This window comes from Haemophilus parainfluenzae (assembly GCF_014931395.1).
Lineage (GTDB): Bacteria > Pseudomonadota > Gammaproteobacteria > Enterobacterales > Pasteurellaceae > Haemophilus_D.
The window spans coordinates 730,032-748,172 of record NZ_CP063120.1; the positions used below are offsets into that span (position 1 = coordinate 730,032).

The 18,141-nt window shown below is 39.7% G+C and carries 12 protein-coding genes; 8 read left to right on the forward strand and 4 right to left on the reverse strand.

Features of this window, described 5'->3' with window-relative positions:
* Positions 1–81: 81 nt before the first annotated feature.
* Positions 82–882, reverse strand: coding sequence for a class I SAM-dependent methyltransferase (locus INP94_RS03635; protein WP_197544052.1), 801 nt, complete (start codon positions 880–882; stop codon positions 82–84).
* Between the two features lie 174 nt (positions 883–1,056).
* Between INP94_RS03635 and purL the strand changes: the two genes are divergently transcribed.
* From purL to INP94_RS03655, 4 genes are all read left to right on the forward strand, one after another.
* Complete coding sequence (gene purL, locus INP94_RS03640; RefSeq protein WP_197544053.1) at positions 1,057–4,950, forward strand: phosphoribosylformylglycinamidine synthase; 3,894 nt, start codon at positions 1,057–1,059, stop codon at positions 4,948–4,950.
* A 65-nt stretch (positions 4,951–5,015) separates the two neighbouring features.
* Entirely contained in the window at positions 5,016–6,047 is a 1,032-nt protein-coding gene (locus tag INP94_RS03645; protein WP_197544054.1) for a Clp protease/crotonase-like domain-containing protein, read from the forward strand.
* Positions 6,048–6,620: 573 nt separating this feature from the next.
* Positions 6,621–7,250, forward strand: coding sequence for a YkgB family protein (locus tag INP94_RS03650; RefSeq protein ID WP_111406966.1), 630 nt, complete (start codon positions 6,621–6,623; stop codon positions 7,248–7,250).
* 225 nt (positions 7,251–7,475) lie between these two features.
* Positions 7,476–8,639: a hypothetical protein gene (locus tag INP94_RS03655; RefSeq protein WP_111406965.1), complete on the forward strand. Its 1,164-nt coding sequence runs from the start codon at positions 7,476–7,478 to the stop codon at positions 8,637–8,639.
* A gap of 180 nt (positions 8,640–8,819) precedes the next feature.
* On the opposite strand, the gene glpQ is transcribed toward INP94_RS03655, so the two are convergent.
* The 3 genes from glpQ to glpT all read right to left on the reverse strand — a co-directional run bounded on the left by glpQ (position 8,820) and on the right by glpT (position 12,370).
* Entirely contained in the window at positions 8,820–9,905 is a 1,086-nt protein-coding gene (glpQ, locus tag INP94_RS03660; RefSeq protein ID WP_065286233.1) for a glycerophosphodiester phosphodiesterase, read from the reverse strand.
* Positions 9,906–9,922: 17 nt separating this feature from the next.
* Positions 9,923–10,834 (reverse strand): hypothetical protein, encoded by a 912-nt coding sequence (locus INP94_RS03665; protein WP_197544055.1) that lies wholly within the window; start codon positions 10,832–10,834, stop codon positions 9,923–9,925.
* A gap of 93 nt (positions 10,835–10,927) precedes the next feature.
* Positions 10,928–12,370: a glycerol-3-phosphate transporter gene (gene glpT, locus INP94_RS03670; protein ID WP_049371945.1), complete on the reverse strand. Its 1,443-nt coding sequence runs from the start codon at positions 12,368–12,370 to the stop codon at positions 10,928–10,930.
* Between the two features lie 291 nt (positions 12,371–12,661).
* Between glpT and glpA the strand changes: the two genes are divergently transcribed.
* From glpA to INP94_RS03690, 4 genes are all read left to right on the forward strand, one after another.
* Entirely contained in the window at positions 12,662–14,353 is a 1,692-nt protein-coding gene (gene glpA / locus INP94_RS03675) for an anaerobic glycerol-3-phosphate dehydrogenase subunit A (RefSeq protein WP_197544264.1), read from the forward strand.
* Positions 14,343–15,632, forward strand: coding sequence for a glycerol-3-phosphate dehydrogenase subunit GlpB (gene glpB, locus INP94_RS03680; protein WP_197544056.1), 1,290 nt, complete (start codon positions 14,343–14,345; stop codon positions 15,630–15,632). The genes glpA and glpB overlap by 11 nt, the downstream gene beginning before the upstream one ends.
* Before the next feature lie 9 nt (positions 15,633–15,641).
* Positions 15,642–16,919, forward strand: a complete 1,278-nt coding sequence (gene glpC / locus INP94_RS03685) for an anaerobic glycerol-3-phosphate dehydrogenase subunit GlpC (RefSeq protein ID WP_197544057.1) — start codon at positions 15,642–15,644, stop codon at positions 16,917–16,919.
* Between the two features lie 70 nt (positions 16,920–16,989).
* Positions 16,990–18,081, forward strand: a complete 1,092-nt coding sequence (locus tag INP94_RS03690; RefSeq protein WP_197544058.1) for a YdcF family protein — start codon at positions 16,990–16,992, stop codon at positions 18,079–18,081.
* The last annotated feature ends 60 nt before the right edge of the window (positions 18,082–18,141 follow it).

The following is an 18,141-nucleotide window of genomic DNA, read 5'->3' on the forward strand; positions in this document are numbered from 1 at the left end:
CAAGTTTAGCCTGTCTATAAAGTCAGTTGATTTTATAAGGTTAAGTATTTTAATTCAAAAATAAATTACAATATTTATTTTTTATTCAACCTCCCACCAAATCAACGCCCATTTGCGTTGTCCGTGCTTTATCGGTTCATTATTTATTTGTTTTTGTTGATAGAATTGAGCTAAGTCTTGTTTTTCTTTTTCGGTGAGATTGCCGAGAGAAAATTCCACAGAATTTAATAAATCCTCAAAGGTTTCGCCTTGGAAATGACCGGATTCGGTTTCAATAAAACTCACATTCGCGTGAATGCCTTTTTGGTAGAGACGATTGACTAAATAAATATAAGTTGGGAAGCCAACGTCATCACGGCCAATGGCTTCAAATACGCCTTCATCAAGAAAATGGCGTTGTGTCACCGAGGTTAAAAAGACGCGTTTTTTCGCCTTGCTTTGCAGTTTTTCAATCATGTCATCCAAATCATCCACAAGCGTCGAGCGAGAGGCGAGTATTACATCGGCTTGAGGCACATCATCCCAGTTATCCGACCATGATTTATGTAGAAGCGTAATATTATTCAGTTGATGCTTTTCTTTATATTGCTGAACCATCTCTAACATGCCTTGGCTGTAATCGAGGGCATACACGGCTTGGCATTGTTGGGCTAAAGGAATAACAAACGTTCCAGGGCCACAGCCGATATCTAATACGGTTTCATCAGGTTGCACATTCATGGCTTTGAGTAACGTTTCATTATAACGACTTGGTTTGCCCACTAAATTCTCAGCCATTTTAGGGGCTTTTTTATCCCACTTTGTTGGTGGAAGATTATAGTGATTACAGGATTTTAGATGTTGTTGATAGAGATCGTTGAAATTGATGTCGTTGATGATCATAGTGACGCCCCAAAGTGCGGTTAGTTTTCAGATTGTTTTGAATTGCTTGCTGATTATATGCTTTCTCCCACTGAAAATCATTTGAAAATGATTGACGCAAACGTTTTCGTTTTGGTGTTTTTCCTTTATAATAGCCCGCGATTTTTACCTCAAACACAACTCAAAGGTACCCGTATGTTTCAAACTTTTCGTGGCTCACCCGCCCTTTCTGAATTCCGTATTCAAGGCTTAATGCAAAAATTCCAACAAAATCAATTACCGGTAAAATCGGTTTATGCGGAATATCTGCATTTTGTGGAATTAAATCGACCGCTTGTTAGCGAGCAGGAAGCTAAGTTAAAAGCGTTGTTACATTATGGCCCAACCTTGGCAGAACACGATGCCAAAGGCGAAACTTTTATCGTGATTCCACGCGTTGGCACGATTTCTTCTTGGTCTTCTAAAGCGACCGATATTGCGCATAACTGTGGTTTAAGTGAAGTGGAGCGTATTGAGCGTGGTTTGGCGTATTATTTTGAGTTAAGCCAACCGCTTGATGAAAAAACAACAGAAAAATTGACCGCACTTTTACACGACAGAATGATGGAAACGGTGGTGCGTCGTCCTGAAGATGCAGAGATCTTATTCCGTCATCAAGATCCGAAACCATTTAAAACTGTGGATATTTTAAAAGGTGGACGTGAAGCTTTGGTGACTGCTAACGTAGAATTAGGTTTGGCGCTGGCAGAAGATGAAATTGATTATTTGGTGGAAAACTTCACCCAATTAGGGCGCAATCCGCACGATATTGAACTTTATATGTTCGCGCAAGCTAACTCTGAGCACTGTCGTCATAAAATCTTTAATGCAGATTGGATTATCGACGGCAAAAAACAGGATAAATCCCTGTTTAAAATGATTAAAAATACCTTTGAGAAAACCCCTGATTTCGTGCTTTCAGCCTATAAAGATAATGCTGCAGTAATGGAAGGCTCAAAAGTCGGCCGTTTCTTTGCGGATCAAGATGGGCAATATCGCTATCACAATGAAGATGCACATATCTTAATGAAAGTGGAAACCCATAACCACCCAACCGCAATTTCACCATTCCCTGGTGCTGCGACAGGTTCAGGCGGTGAGATTCGTGATGAGGGCGCAACCGGTCGTGGTGCAAAACCAAAAGCAGGTTTAACCGGTTTCTCCGTATCAAACCTTGTCATTCCAAACTTTGAACAACCTTGGGAAAATCCACTTTCTAAACCAAACCGTATTGCTTCAGCCTTAGATATTATGATCGAAGGCCCATTAGGTGGCGCAGCATTTAACAACGAGTTTGGTCGTCCTGCGTTATTAGGCTATTTCCGTACCTATGAAGAGAAAGTCAATAGCTTCAATGGTGAAGAAGTGCGAGGTTATCACAAACCGATTATGTTAGCAGGTGGTATCGGTAATATTCGTGGCGAACACGTTCAAAAAGGTGAAATTCCAGTGGGTGCGAAATTGATCGTATTGGGCGGCCCTGCCATGAATATCGGTTTAGGCGGTGGGGCAGCGTCTTCGATGGACAGCGGTAAATCAAAAGAAGATTTAGATTTTGCCTCTGTGCAACGCGAAAACCCAGAAATGGAACGCCGCTGCCAAGAGGTGATTGATCGCTGCTGGCAATTAGGCGAAGAAAACCCAATTCTCTTTATTCACGATGTGGGTGCGGGTGGTTTATCCAACGCCATGCCTGAATTGGTGCACGATGGTGAACGTGGCGGTAAATTTGATTTACGCTCAATTCTTTGTGATGAAAAAGGCATGTCGCCATTAGAAATTTGGTGTAACGAATCGCAAGAACGTTATGTATTAGCCGTTGCACCAGAAAAACTCGAATTATTTACCGCACTTTGTGAACGTGAGCGTGCGCCATTTGCGGTCATTGGTGAGGCAACGGAAGAAAAACATTTAACCTTGCACGATAGTCATTTCGACAATAATCCAATTGATTTACCAATGAATGTGTTATTGGGCAAAACCCCGAAAATGACGCGCGAGGTTTCGTCAAAAACTGTCGAAAATCGACCGCTTGCAACAGAAAATATTCAATTAAAAGAAGCTTTCCATCGCGTATTACGTTTACCGGTGGTGGCAGAAAAAACGTTCTTAATCACCATTGGCGACCGCTCGGTAACCGGTATGGTGGCACGTGATCAAATGGTCGGTCCATGGCAAATTCCGGTATCTGATGTGGCTGTTACCACCGCGTCATTAGACAGCTATCACGGTGAAGCCATGGCAATGGGCGAACGTGCGCCAGTGGCATTATTAGACTTTGGTGCTTCTGCACGTTTAGCGGTAGTAGAATCCATTACCAACATTGCAGGTACCAATATCGGCGATATTAAACGCATCAAACTTTCTGCAAACTGGATGTCTGCAGCGGGTCATGGTGGTGAAGATGCCGGGTTATATGAAGCGGTGAAAGCGGTGGGCGAAGAGCTTTGTCCTGCATTAGGCATTACCATTCCAGTAGGTAAAGACTCCATGTCGATGAAAACCACTTGGGAAGAAAATGGTGAGAAGAAATCAGTAACAGCTCCGCTTTCTCTAGTGATTTCATCTTTTGCCCGCGTGGAAGATGTCCGCAAAACCGTGACACCTCAATTACGCACAGACAAAGGCGCAAGCCGTTTATTGTTGATTGATTTAGGTGAAAGAAAAAATCGCTTAGGCGCGACCGCACTTGCGCAAGTGTATAAACAATTAGGTGATAAACCTGCCGATGTGGTGAACGTAGCTAAACTGAAAAACTTCTTCGATGCAATGCAAGCATTAGTAGCAGAGCGTAAATTATTGGCTTACCACGACCGTTCAGACGGTGGTTTAATTACTACGCTTGCAGAAATGGCATTTGCGGGTAACTGTGGCGTAGATGTGGATATTTCAGCCTTAGGCGACAATGATTTAGCCGTGTTATTCAATGAAGAATTAGGTGCGGTAATCCAAGTATCAGAAAGTGAATTAAGCGCCGTACGTGAGGTATTAAAAGCCCATGATTTGCTTGGCTTAACTTATGAACTCGGTTCTGTAAGTACAGAAGATCGTTTTGAAATCACTCGAGGCAGCAAAAAACTATTAAGCGAAAAACGCTCTGAATTACGCGGTATTTGGGCAGAACTCACTCACCAAATGCAACGCTTACGTGATAACCCAGAATGTGCTGACCAAGAATTTGAAGTGAAAAAAGCAATAGACAACAAAGGTTTATCCGCTCATTTAACCTATGATGTGAATGAAGATATTGCCGCGCCGTACATCAGCAAAGGCGTGAAACCAAAAGTGGCCGTATTACGTGAACAAGGCGTAAACAGCCACGTTGAAATGGCAGCCGCTTTTGACCGTGCAGGCTTTGCGGCGATTGATGTTCACATGAGCGATTTAATGACTGGTCGTTACAACTTAAACGACTTCAATGCGATGGTGGCCTGTGGTGGCTTCTCTTACGGTGACGTATTAGGCGCTGGTGGCGGCTGGGCGAAATCCATTTTATTCAACCCGCAATTACGCGATCAATTCAGCCAATTCTTCGCCAATGAAAACACTCTTTCATTAGGTGTATGTAATGGTTGCCAATTTATCTCCACCCTTGCGGAAATTATTCCTGGTGCAGAAAACTGGCCACGTTTCGTGCGTAATAAATCAGAACGTTTTGAAGCGCGTGCTGCGATGGTGAAAATCAATGACACCAACTCATTGTGGTTTAAAGGCATGGCTGGTTCACATATGCCGATTGCGGTTTCTCACGGTGAAGGTCGCGTAGAATTCAAAACACCTGAAAATTTGACCGCACTTCAAGAACAAAACTTGATTGTGGCACAATACATCGACAATAACCTCACCCCGACAGAAATGTACCCGGCAAACCCAAACGGCTCTGCCCTCGGCATCACTGCCCTTTCCAACACGGACGGTCGCGTTGCCGTCATGATGCCACATCCGGAACGCGTCTTCCGCACCGTGAGCAATTCATGGCATCCGGAAGAATGGGGCGAAGATGGGGCTTGGATGCGTGTATTTAGGAATGCGAGGGTAAATTTTAAGTAATTTATACATTTCTAAAATAGTTTTATAGTTACACTAAAGTAAGAATGCAGTGAGGATATTACCTAATGGACATATTTCAATTTAATGAAAGTGAAACGGACGTTTTTATTTATATTGGATCAATTAATAGACAAGGCTACTCCGAGCTATCTAAGCGAGTCTTAGGTATACCAATAGAGCAGAAAAAAACAAAAGTATTACTATGTTTGTCGACTTTTGGAGGAGATCCTGATGCAGGATATAGAATTGGTCGATGTTTGCAACATTATTATGAAGGAAACGTAACCTTATTTGCTCCAAGTTTATGCAAAAGCTCGGGGACTTTAACGGCTATAGCCGCAAATAATATAATAATTGGTAACGAAGGAGAGTTGGGGCCTTTAGATATTCAATTACGTAAAACAGACGAGATGGGGGAGCAAAGCTCAGGGTTAGATATATTTAAAGCAATAAACTTCCTTGAGAACAGAGTAATGGAACAATTTTCCCAATACTTACCAGCTATTCGCTTTGGAAGCGGAGTAAGTACAAGGCTTTCTGCTGATATTGCCGCAAAGTTAGTTCATTCTGTTATTGAGCCAATAGCTAATCAAATTGATCCTATAAAAATAGGAGAACACCAACGAGCTATTGGCATTGCCCAAAAATATGGTGAGTTACTCAATGAGATGACGAAGATATTAAAAGATAATGCATTATCAACACTAATTGCCGGATATCCATCTCATGGTTTTGTTATTGACCGGAAAGAAGCTGAAAAATTATTTAACAATGTTTATAAGCCTTGTGATAGACTATGCACTCTTTTAAAAGATGTTTTACCTTACTGTGCAGACTTTAATCTCTTAGGTGGGAATCCAATAGTTCTAAAACATATAGTACAAGCTGATTCAAGTGAGATTTCAGATTTGGAGGAACAAGGAGAAAAAAATGGAAATACCGAACAATTCAATGAAAAAAGTGAAGATGGAAATGTTGACCAATATAATTCAGGAACTAAGTATGATGAATGCTCAACAACAGATAGTAGAAAAGAACAAACAGATTCTTCAGGAGTTAAATCGTCTACAAAACGTAAACGCACAAAAAGAAATTGAGATTTTACAACGTGTTTTTAAAGCCCCTCAACAATTACAATAACATATTGTTGTCAACGTATTCTATGATAGCGCACGTCTCCTGATGCGTGCTTTTTTATGCTCTGAATTTAGGCACACCCATGATAGCGCAAGCGTCCACGCTTGTGCTTTTTCATTTTAGTTACAGGCGCTTGCTGGGATAAACAGCAAGCTTTTTGTTATTAAGATATAAAGAACTTCATAACAAGGAAGGGATTAATAGTATTTAATAATGTAATTGTCGTGATATTCCATGTTCCAAATATGTATTCTCTACGGGGAAACCTCATGCCGCTCATGAGATTGTGTAAAGATGGTTCTTGGATGCGAATTTTTAGAAATGCGAGAGTGAATTTCAAATAATGTGAGATTGCTCACAGAAAATTAATCAAAAATAAGAGATACTACCAAATTGGTATCTCTTTTTTATTGCGTAAACCTGAGTAATAAAAAAATGCCAACAATATTAGAGAGTAATATTGTAAATAATTTATATAAAAATTCTTGGGCATTATGCTCGTAATATCAATTGAACTATATGAGGAGTTCTAAATGAGTGCATTAGTTACATTGCTAGCTAATATCGTTGCGCCATTGCAACGTCAATTTATTAACTTTATCCGCATTGCGATTTGTGTCGTGATGGTTTGGATTGGAGGTTTAAAAGTTTGCCAATATGAGGCAGATGGTATCGCACACTTTGTGTCAAATAGTCCTTTCTTAAGCTTCCTTTACAAAAACGGTGCAAATGAAGTGACAAATGATAAGGGTGTTTTAGTGAAAGAATATACCTTATATAAAAACCCTGAAGGCAAAATGGTCGCAAAAAATATTGAATGGCATAAAGCCAATGGCACCTATACCGCTTCTTATATTATTGGCGCAATCATTGTGACAATTGGTATTTTAGTATTAGCAGGCATTTGGTCACCAACACTAGGGCTATTTGGAGGCTTACTCACGTTTGGTATGTCGATAGTCACGCTGTCCTTCCTGATATTTACGCCAGAAACCTGGGTGCCGAATTTAGGTGGGGACTTCCCAACACCTAATTATGGCTTCCCATATCTCTCAGGTGCTGGCCGACTCGTGATTAAAGATATTATTATGATGGCAGGTGGCTTAGTTGCTGCAGCAGAGTGTGCGAAACGCTATTTAAATAATAAAAAACAATTTGCGTAATAGCTAGATTTTAAAAGGCTTGCTGGGATAAACGGCAAGCTTTTTTACTAAGATATAAAAAACTTAGTAGTAAATAAGCAGTGATAATATTTATATACTGATAGTTATATCGTCATGATGAAGGATATACAGAACTCACGCACCTAAAAATTTGATTACAACCTCCTCTGCTAATCAGAATGGCTTGGAACTGGTTGTCGCTATAATTGCTAATAAATTAATATCATGTCTAATAATTGTAAATCTAACACTAAAAAAGAAGATGTATTAAAACTTATTTTTGGAAATTTGTCTAGCCTGGCTATTATTCTATCTATTCTAGGCTTTATATTTATTTGGATGTATTTGAGAACTATAGATAAATTGTATATTTTTTCGCAAGCAAGTTTTTCTTCTCATGGGGTATTATCTATTCCATTTTTTTTTGTAATGTTATTTACTGCTTTGAATTTGCCATCTTTAATTATTAAGGTATTATTATCAGATAAATCTGATAAATCTGATTTTGCAAATTTTTTAAGATCTAAAAAATTTTTGTACATCACAGCTCATCCTATTATAATATCGTCTTTTTTATCTTTTATGCTTTTATATTCTAACGTTCTGGATAATGTGCTTTATGGTTATATTTTGTTTGCAGTTTCCTTTGTTTTAATTAGGTTGTTGATTTATTCATCAGAAATAAGTGAATTATTTTCAAAAAAATTTAGTTTTATAGTTTTATATTTTTTTTGTTATTTTATATCTTCTTCATTCTTTATTATTCCAACATATATATTTATTGAAATGTCAAACAATAGCACTTCTGTATTTTTTTGGTTGGTCATTTTATATTTAATATTTTTAATTGCTGGGAATTTAATTTTTTTTAATCTAGATATTGATATAGTTAAATATTTATGGGGTTCTTTTTTATTTTATGTTGCATTATTTATCTGTCTATCTATGATAGGAGATGAATTCAAATTACAAAGAATGATATTAAAGCCTATTGGTGTTGCACAAAGCCCATCAGAAAGCGGAGGATATCTTTTGAAAAATGGAGATTTTCTAGAGTTAATAGAACGTAATAAATTCGAAAAATATGTGAATACTATTAATAAAAGAACTTATACTTATATTCATGGATATCTTATTCTGAATGTAGGGAATGTGAGAGTTATCTGCCCGCATGATTTTGAAAAGGAAGATAATCAGAAGTTGAATGATCAAAAATTAGATTTCTCTAGATGTTTGAGTTTTACATCTGAAGATATTAAATTTATGAAAAGAGGTTTTCCTAAGAACTATAAAAAAGCTGATCTCAGTAAAAAAGCCAATGATAGTAAAAAAGCCAATGATAGTAAAAAAGTTAATAATAGCAAAAAGACTGAAAATAATAAAAAATAATGACCATAAAATTTTATAGTAGTTGATTTTTTCAGAGGATTTAAACTTAGTATCAGAGAATAGTAATTTTATAAGATGGAAGACGTTTCTATTTTAGAATATTTATAATATAAATGTTAAAAAAGCGGTCAAAAATCACAACGAATTTTGACCGCTCTTTTTATTACTTTTACTTACGTATTATTTTTGTTTTTTCAAAAACTCAACGCCAGTGTCTGGGAAGTCGGTGAATACCCCGGTTGCACCAGATTTATTCAATAACGCATCGTACATTTGATTTACGTCAGTGAAGAATTCAGGTAACGCATCTTTACGCACGGTGTATGGGTGTAATTCCACTTTGTATTGTGCGAGTTCTTTCACTAATGGGGTGTATACGATGTTACCTGGTTTAGATTTTTCTTTATCCACTAACATGTACCAACCTGGGCCAACGCCGTCAGCATATTTCACCACTTCTGCCATTGCACCTGGTTTGAACATCCAATCGTAATCGTAGTTCACCCATTTGCCTTTTGCATCTTTTTCTTCAGTTTCATGCCAGTCGGTGTATGCCACTAATTGAACAAGTTTTAAATCCATGCCCATTTTTGGTAGCAATTCGTTTTTGATTCGTTTTAACTCATTGAAGTCGAAGGTTTGTAAGTAAACCATGTCAGATTTCTTGTCGTAACCGTATTTTTTCAACACTTTAAGGGTTTCAACTGCAATGTCTTTGCCATTTTGGTGGTGGAACCAAGGTGCTTTGATTTCAGGATAGATACCCACTTTTTTACCAGTCGATTTTTCTAAACCTTGGATGAATTCGATTTCATCTTCAAAAGTGTGAATTCTGAAATGCGATTTCCAAAGCGGGAAACGGCCTGGATATACTTGAGTTTGTTTGCCGTCTTTGGTTTCAAAGTTTTCAGTCATTTCTAAACTTTGAATTTCTTTTAAGGTGAAGTCGATTACGTAGTAACGACCATCTTTACGATGACGATTTGGGAATTTTTTCGCGACATCAGTTAAACCATCTAAGAAGTGGTCATGGATAACCACTAAACGGCCGTCTTTTGTCATCGCTAAGTCTTGTTCTAAGTAGTCTGCGTGTTGTGCAAATGCAAGCGCCTTAGACTCAAGTGTATGCTCTGGTAAGTAACCACTTGCACCACGGTGAGCAATGATAATTTTGTCTGATTTCATCGTGTCCACAGAAGAGTGTGCGCTACATCCTGCAAGTACGCCTGCAGCTAATAAAGAAAGCGCTAAAGTTTTGAGTTTCATGGTGTGTTCTCCTTGATTTACTTATTACATCTTGGTTTCATGTCGTAAAAATAGATTTCACTAATTTCACGGTCATATCCTGGATAAAATCCTTTTGGCATCCCTAACACAATTTGTTTGCCTCGGTTTGCATGGACAAGCAGTTGTTTCGTTTTCGGATTCACATTCAAGCCTTCGACTTCGCCGACATCTCGAATGTCATTCAATGTTTTTTCTAAAACAACGCGAGCTTCATTATTTTTATCTGAAATTTCTACACGATAAATATGATCGGGTTCTTTTTCATCCGCCGTGCCATCATCAGATGTGACGTAGAGATCACCGTTATAGGCATAAACCCCTTGAATCCATTGTGGAACAGGTTGTAAATGTACTTTACGTTTATATTTACCGGTTGAAAGATCATATTCATATAAATAACGGCCACTTTCTTCACCGACCCAAGATGCCATCCAAACTGAATTGTGAACGGTATCTACGGTGATGCCGGAAACTTCGACTTGACCTGACTCAGGATTAAAATCAACTGATCTTTTTAATGCGAGGGTTTCAGGATCGTGAATCGCAATTTGAATATTTTTACCTACGCCAGCATCAAACCATTCGGAAGAAACATAAAGTTCATTGTTGTAGATATCAATGTCGCCAATGTGATTAGCTTCTTTTTGATAGCCGACAAAAGGATCTTTATTTTCTTTAATCAGTTTTCCATCCATATCGTATTTGGCGAGCGTTTTACTACCCGATACGTATAAATATTTACCATCAGTGGTAATCCCTTGACGTCCGTTGACTTCGAGTACTTTGTCTAATTTATAAGTATAAGCGGGGAGTGCTGAACGATAGGGCGCTTCACAAGTTTGATTTGCGAATGCTGCATTTGTCATAACTGCCGCGCCTAACATAATGGTTAATTTATTCAATTTCATCACATTATCTCCTTTTAAAGTGCGGTTAAAAATTCAGTTGTTTTTGTAATAAAAAAGGCGGCAAGCCTTCGCCTGTCGCCTTTAATTTATAGATTATTTAGTACCGTAGGTATCGCCTAATTTAGCTTTATGTTTACCTTCTTCAACCATTACGATGAAGAGTAATAACACCGCTAAGATACCACCGCCGATCATAACGTAGAAACCGCCGTCCCAGCCGTAGTGTTGTGCTGCCCAACCGATAACAGCTGATGCTGAAACAGTACCACCTAAGTAACCGAATAAACCGGTGAAACCTGCTGCTGTACCTGCTGCTTTTTTCGGTGCTAGCTCAAGAGCATGTAAGCCGATTAACATTACAGGACCGTAGATTAAGAAACCGATTAAGGTCATTAAGATGAAGTCAGTTAATTGATATGGGTTTTCATACCAAGCTGCATAGTTTGCAAGCTCTGCTTCAGGTGTAGCTGGGTTCATCCAGTATGCTACAACTGCTGCGGTAGTTAAGATCATGAAGATGAAACCGGTTAAACCACGTTTACCTTTGAAGACTTTATCTGATACCCAACCACATAATAATGTACCTGGAACTGCTGCTAATTCATAGATTGTGTAAGCCCATGCGGTACCTTTGATGTTGAAGTGTTTGACTTCACTTAAGTAAACCGGAGACCATTTCAATACGCCGTAGCGGATTAAGTATACGAATACGTTAGCAATCGCGATGTACCATAACAATTTGTTTTTCAATACATAAGTGACGAAGATTTCTTTTGTGCTTAAATCGTTTTCGTAAGTTTTTTCGTTATAGTCATCTGGGTAGTCATTACGCCATTTTTCGATTGATGGTAAACCACAAGATTGTGGAGTATCACGCATCACGAAGTAAACTGGAATTGCACAGATCATTGCAGCAATACCCGGATAGTAGAGGGATTGTTGCCAAATATCTTTTGCTTGTGCTTCGACACCATGAGTGCTGAAGAAGACGGCACTTGCTAATAGCACCATTGCACCTGGCATCATACCACCGATGTTGTGCGCGGTATTCCAGATAGATACGATAGTACCGCGTTCTGATTTAGACCACCAGTGTACCATTGTACGACCACATGGAGGCCACCCCATACCTTGGAACCAACCATTTAAGAAGATCATTACCCACATGATGGCAACGCCAGAGGTTGCCCATGGGAATAAACCCATCATGGTCATACAAAGACCAGAAAGCAATAAACCAAATGGTAAGAATACGCGAGGGTTCGAACGGTCAGACATACCTGCCATTACGAACTTAGATAAACCGTAGGCAAGACCAGCCGCTGAGCCGATAACACCTAGTTGCGCTTTTGTGTACAAGCCCTGTTGAATTAAACCGGGTTGTGCCAAGTCAAAGTTTGCACGTACAAAATAGTAAGCGGCATAACCAAAGAAGATCCCTGCAAACACTTGCCAACGTAAGCGTTTATACGTGGAATCAATTTTCTCCGCTGGAAGTTCCGCAATATGCGGAGCGGGTTTAAATGGTCCAAACATAATTTCTCTCCAAAATCATTTTAATTATGAGTCCACCCCCATGATGGGGATAGCGTGCATGATAAAATAAAAATAGAAATTAAAAAGAGAAATAATTCAAAAATGTGATGCATTTCACAAAATATTTTTTAACAAATGAGCGAATTCGAAAATTGTGTGATCTATCTCACAAAACAGCTTTCTTTTTCGCTCAGAATGTTGTGAATTTAACCGCTCTCCCATACAATAGCCATGGAATTTGTAACAGTTTTTACGTTTCTTTTTATTAATATTTTGGCTTTGGGGGTAACAATGGGATTATCGCCTAATATGTATCGTGATGTGGGAGATTTTTCCCCTATCTCGACGGATGTGATTATCATTGGTGGTGGTGCGACAGGTGCGGGGATTGCTCGTGACTGTGCATTGCGTGGAATTAACTGTATTTTATTAGAGCGTCGTGATATTGCGACAGGCGCAACAGGCCGTAACCATGGTTTGTTACATAGTGGTGCGCGTTATGCCGTAAACGATCAGGAATCAGCAGAAGAATGTATTAAAGAAAATAAAATTCTGCGCAATATCGCTCGTCACTGTGTGGATGAAACGGAAGGTTTATTTATTACCTTACCTGAAGATTCCCTTGATTATCAAAAAACCTTCATCGAAAGTTGTACCCAATCCGGTATTGAAGCTGTCGCCATTGATCCTAAACTTGCCCAAATTATGGAACCATCAGTAAACCCTGATTTAGTGGGGGCCGTTGTGGTGCCAGATGGTTCAATCGACCCTTTCCGTTTAACGGCTTCTAACGTGATGGATGCCACCGAAAATGGCGCGAAAATGTTCACTTATTGCGAAGTGAAAAGCTTAATTCGCGAAGGTGGCAAAGTAATCGGTGTGGATGTTTACGATCACAAAAATCGCGTAAACCGTAAATTCTTTGCGCCATTAGTCGTCAATGCAGGTGGTATTTGGGGGCAAGGTATCGCAGAATATGCGGATCTCAAAATCAAAATGTTCCCGGCAAAAGGTGCATTACTTGTCATGGGGCACCGTATCAACAAAATGGTGATTAACCGTTGCCGTAAACCGGCGGATGCGGACATTCTTGTGCCAGGGGATACCATTTGTGTTATCGGTACAACCTCTAGCCGTATTCCTTACGATCAAATCGATAATATGGAAGTCACCCCAGAAGAAGTAGATATCTTATTCCGTGAAGGTGAAAAACTCGCGCCAAGCTTGCGTCATACTCGTGTATTACGTGCTTATGCCGGTGTACGTCCGTTAGTGGCGTCTGATGATGACCCATCTGGTCGTAATGTGAGTCGTGGTATCGTGTTACTTGACCACGCAGAGCGTGATGGTTTAGACGGCTTTATCACGATCACTGGCGGTAAATTAATGACTTATCGCTTAATGGCTGAATGGGCAACGGATCTGGTTTGTAAAAAACTCAACAAAACCGCACGTTGTACAACTGCTGAGCGTCCATTACCGGGTTCAACTGAAAGCCGCGCAGAAACCAATCAGAAAGTCATTTCACTTCCAAGTACGATTCGTTATTCAGCCGTGTATCGTCATGGTTCTCGCGCCACTCGTTTATTAGATAAAGAACGTCTCGACCGTTCAATGGTGTGCGAATGTGAAGCCGTGACAGCGGGTGAAGTACGTTATGCCGTTGATGAATTAAATGTGAATAACTTAGTGGATTTACGTCGCCGTACTCGTGTAGGTATGGGGACTTGCCAAGCTGAGCTTTGCGCATGTCGTGCAGCGGGTTTAATGAACCGTTTTGAAGTGGCAACACCTCGTCAATCGACCACTCAATTAACCGCTTTCATGGAAGAGCGTTGGCGCGGTATTGAGCCTATTGCATGGGGTGAAGCGATTCGTGAAGCAGAATTTACTTCATGGATGTATGGCAGTGTGTTGGGCTTAAATGATGTTCAACCGCTTGAAACTGACAAACAGCAAGGGACGGATAACAATGAATTTTGATGTAGTGATTATTGGTGGCGGTCTTGCAGGTTTAACTTGCGGCATCGCCCTACAAGAACAAGGCAAACGTTGTGTCATTATCAATAACGGCCAAGCAGCGATTGATTTTGCATCCGGCTCATTAGATTTATTAAGCCGTTTACCAAATGGTGCGTTTGTTAAAAATATTCCTGAAAATTTGACCGCACTTGCAGCTCAATTACCACAACACCCTTATAGCATTATGGGTGCTGAACGTGTATTAGCGAAAGCGCAAGATTTCGAGAAATTAGCGGAATCGTTAAATTTAGATTTAATTGGTTCAACCGCAGAAAATCATCTTCGTGTGACGGGTTTAGGTAGCTTACGCGGTGCATGGCTTTCACCAAATAGTGTGCCAACCGTGCAAGGCGAAACCCCATTCCCTTATAAAAAAATTGCGGTTTTAGGCATTGAAGGCTATCACGATTTCCAACCAGAATTATTGGCAGATAACCTTACGCTCAATCCACAATTTGCATATTGTGAAGTGAAAACCGGCTTTTTAAATATCCCTGAATTAGATCAGTTACGTGCAAACTCTCGTGAGTTCCGCAGTGTAAACATTGCTCAAGTTTTAGAATATAAACTGAAATTTGATGATCTTGTAGCTGAAATGAAAGAAGCTGCGAAAGGCACTGAAGCCATTTTCTTGCCAGCATGTTTCGGCTTAGAAAATCAAGAGTTTATGGAGTCACTTCGTAAAGCAACGGGCTTGCCATTATTTGAATTGCCAACTTTACCGCCTTCTTTATTAGGTATGCGTCAACGTATTCAATTACGTCATCGTTTTGAGAAATTAGGCGGACTCATGATGAATGGTGATAGCGCATTAAAAGCGCATTTTCATGGCAACAAAGTTCGCGCTATTCAAACTCGTTTGCACGAAGAGGAAGAAATTACAGCTGAGCATTTTGTCTTAGCTTCCGGCAGTTTCTTCAGTAAAGGTTTAGTCTCTGAATTCGATAAAATCTACGAGCCTGTATTCCATTCTGACATCATCGGTGTGGAAGGCTTTAACGATACGGATCGTTTTACTTGGACTGATCACCGTTTCTCAAATCCACAACCGTATCAATCTGCAGGCGTGGCGATTAATGCGCAATGCCAAGTACAAAAGAGCGGTCAATTTTTAACGAATTTATATGCGGTGGGTAATGTGATTGGTGGTTTCAATGCATTAGAACTTGGTTGTGGTTCAGGCGTGGCAGTGGTAACAGCGCTTGCTGTTGCTGATGAAATTCTTCACAACACACATTAAGGAGGCGTTATGAACATTCAACAATTAATTGAAAATGCAAAACAATCCCTTAATGCACCACAACATCATCATGTCTTTGATGAAAGCTTTGAGAGCTGTATTAAATGTACGGCGTGTACAGCGGTATGTCCGGTTTCGCGTCAAAATCCAAACTATCCAGGTCCAAAACAATCGGGCCCGGATGGTGAGCGTTTACGCTTAAAATCAGCCGAGCTTTATGATGAAGCATTGAAATACTGTACTAACTGTAAACGTTGTGAAATTGCGTGTCCGTCTGATGTAAAAATTGGTGACATTATCGTTCGCGCAAGAAACAAATACCTTGCTCAACAACATAAACCGGCTGTGCAAAAATTACGTGATGCGATTTTAAGTAACACCGATATTATGGGTTCACTTAATACACCGCTTGCGCCGATTGTGAATACCATCACTGGTTTGAAAGCGACAAAATTTGTGTTGGAAAAAGCGTTAAAAATCAGCCGTCATCGTACGTTACCGAAATATTCCTTTGGTACGTTCCGCAGCTGGTATATGAAAAAAATGTTGGAAAGCCAACAAAAATTCGAACGCAAAGTGGCGTATTATCACGGTTGTTATGTGAACTACAATAATCCACAGTTGGGTAAAGAATTTATTCAAGTGTTTAATGCCATGGACATTGGCGTGGTGTTATTGGAAAAAGAAAAATGCTGCGGCTTGCCATTAAGTGTCAACCAATTCCCTGAACGTGCGAAAAAAATTGCGCAATTTAACACCGATTACATTGGCAAAATGGTGGATGAAAATGGCTTGGATGTGATCAGTGAAGCATCAAGTTGTGCCTTAAATTTACGTGATGAATATCATCATATTTTAGGTATCGATAATGCGAAAGTTCGTCCGCATATCCACATGGTGACACCATTCTTATATCAACTCTTTAAAGAAGGTAAAACCTTACCGCTTAAACCATTGAAATTGCGAGTGGCTTATCACACTGCGTGTCACGTAGATAAAGCGGGGTGGGCACCATACACCTTGGAAGTGTTAAAACAAATTCCAGGTTTAGAAGTGGTGATGTTACCATCACAATGTTGTGGTATTGCAGGAACATACGGTTTCAAAGAAGAAAACTACGAGGTTTCCCAATCTATCGGTAAAAACTTATTCGATAACATCAATGCTGGCGGATTTGATTACGTGATCTCTGAATGCCAAACTTGTAAATGGCAGATCGATATGTCATCTAATGTGACTTGTATCCATCCATTGACGTTATTGTGTATGTCGATGAATCAAGCTTAGTGAAAAGAGCGGAAACTGATAAAAAAGTGACCGCTCTTTTTGTTATTCAATCCAATATGGAGAATCTATTATGCAAAAAATCTTCAAGGTTTCTTTACTTGCTGTGCTTTCATCTCTTGCAGTAAACAGCTTCGCCAGCACGGCAGAAGTGAAAGTACTTGAGCCTCAATTAAATTATCAACAACTTCTTACTCAAAGACAGGTTGTGGATGAGTTGCTTGAACAAGCGGTGAAAATCCAAAACTCGCCCGCTCGTGTTTCAAATGCAGGTTTTACCGCGAAACTTCCTTCCAATATGGAGCGTATTGCGGATCTTTTATTAGAAGCGTATAAGCTTGAGCCTTATCGTGTGGATTTTTTGTTTGGTGCAGCGAATGCTAATATTTATAACGGCAATACCGATAAAGCCATTGAGCTTTATCAAAAAGTGCTTGATGTGGCGCCAGATGATGTGAAAGCTCATACTTACTTGGCTGCATGGAATCGTTTTAAAGGCAACCAAGCGGAAGCGACAAAACATTTAGAACGCTTAAAACAACTTTCACCTGAAAGTGCGAGCAAATTAGAAAAAGTTTTTGCGGTGATTGATAAAGCGGCTAACCAGCCAATTACCGATAAACTCGAAACCAAGTTACCGGCGCAATCGGCGATTATTACGTTGGGATACGCTTTAAATCCAGATGGCAGCATGCATGATATTTTAGTGCAACGTTTAGAAAAAACCTTAGAAATTGCAAATCAAAATCCAGATACGTTAATTATTGTGACAGGCGGAGTACCGCAAAACAATAAAACCGAAGGGGATTTAATGAAGCAATGGTTAATTGAGAAAGGCGTGGATGCAAGCCGTATTTATTCGGACAACTATGCACGTTCAACAGTCGAAAATGCGCTTTTCTCTCGTTACTCTTTAGCGAAACACAAAATCAAACATGCCGTGTTGATTAGCTCAGGTAGCCATGTTCGTCGTGGACAAGCATTATTTGAAATTGCTACACAAGAATCCGGTCCACAAGGTCTTGTGATTGAAACGGTCGCCGCATTAGATAAACCGTTAGATCAGTTACAAAAAATTACGGAGAAAGACTTGCTGGGTATTTATCGTGACAGCTTAAAAACCATGGGATTGCCAATGTTTAACTGCGGGCCATTGCAAGATTAATTAATCTTTCCAAAAAACAAAAGTGCGGTGAAATTTCACCGCACTTTTTTATTTTCTCTT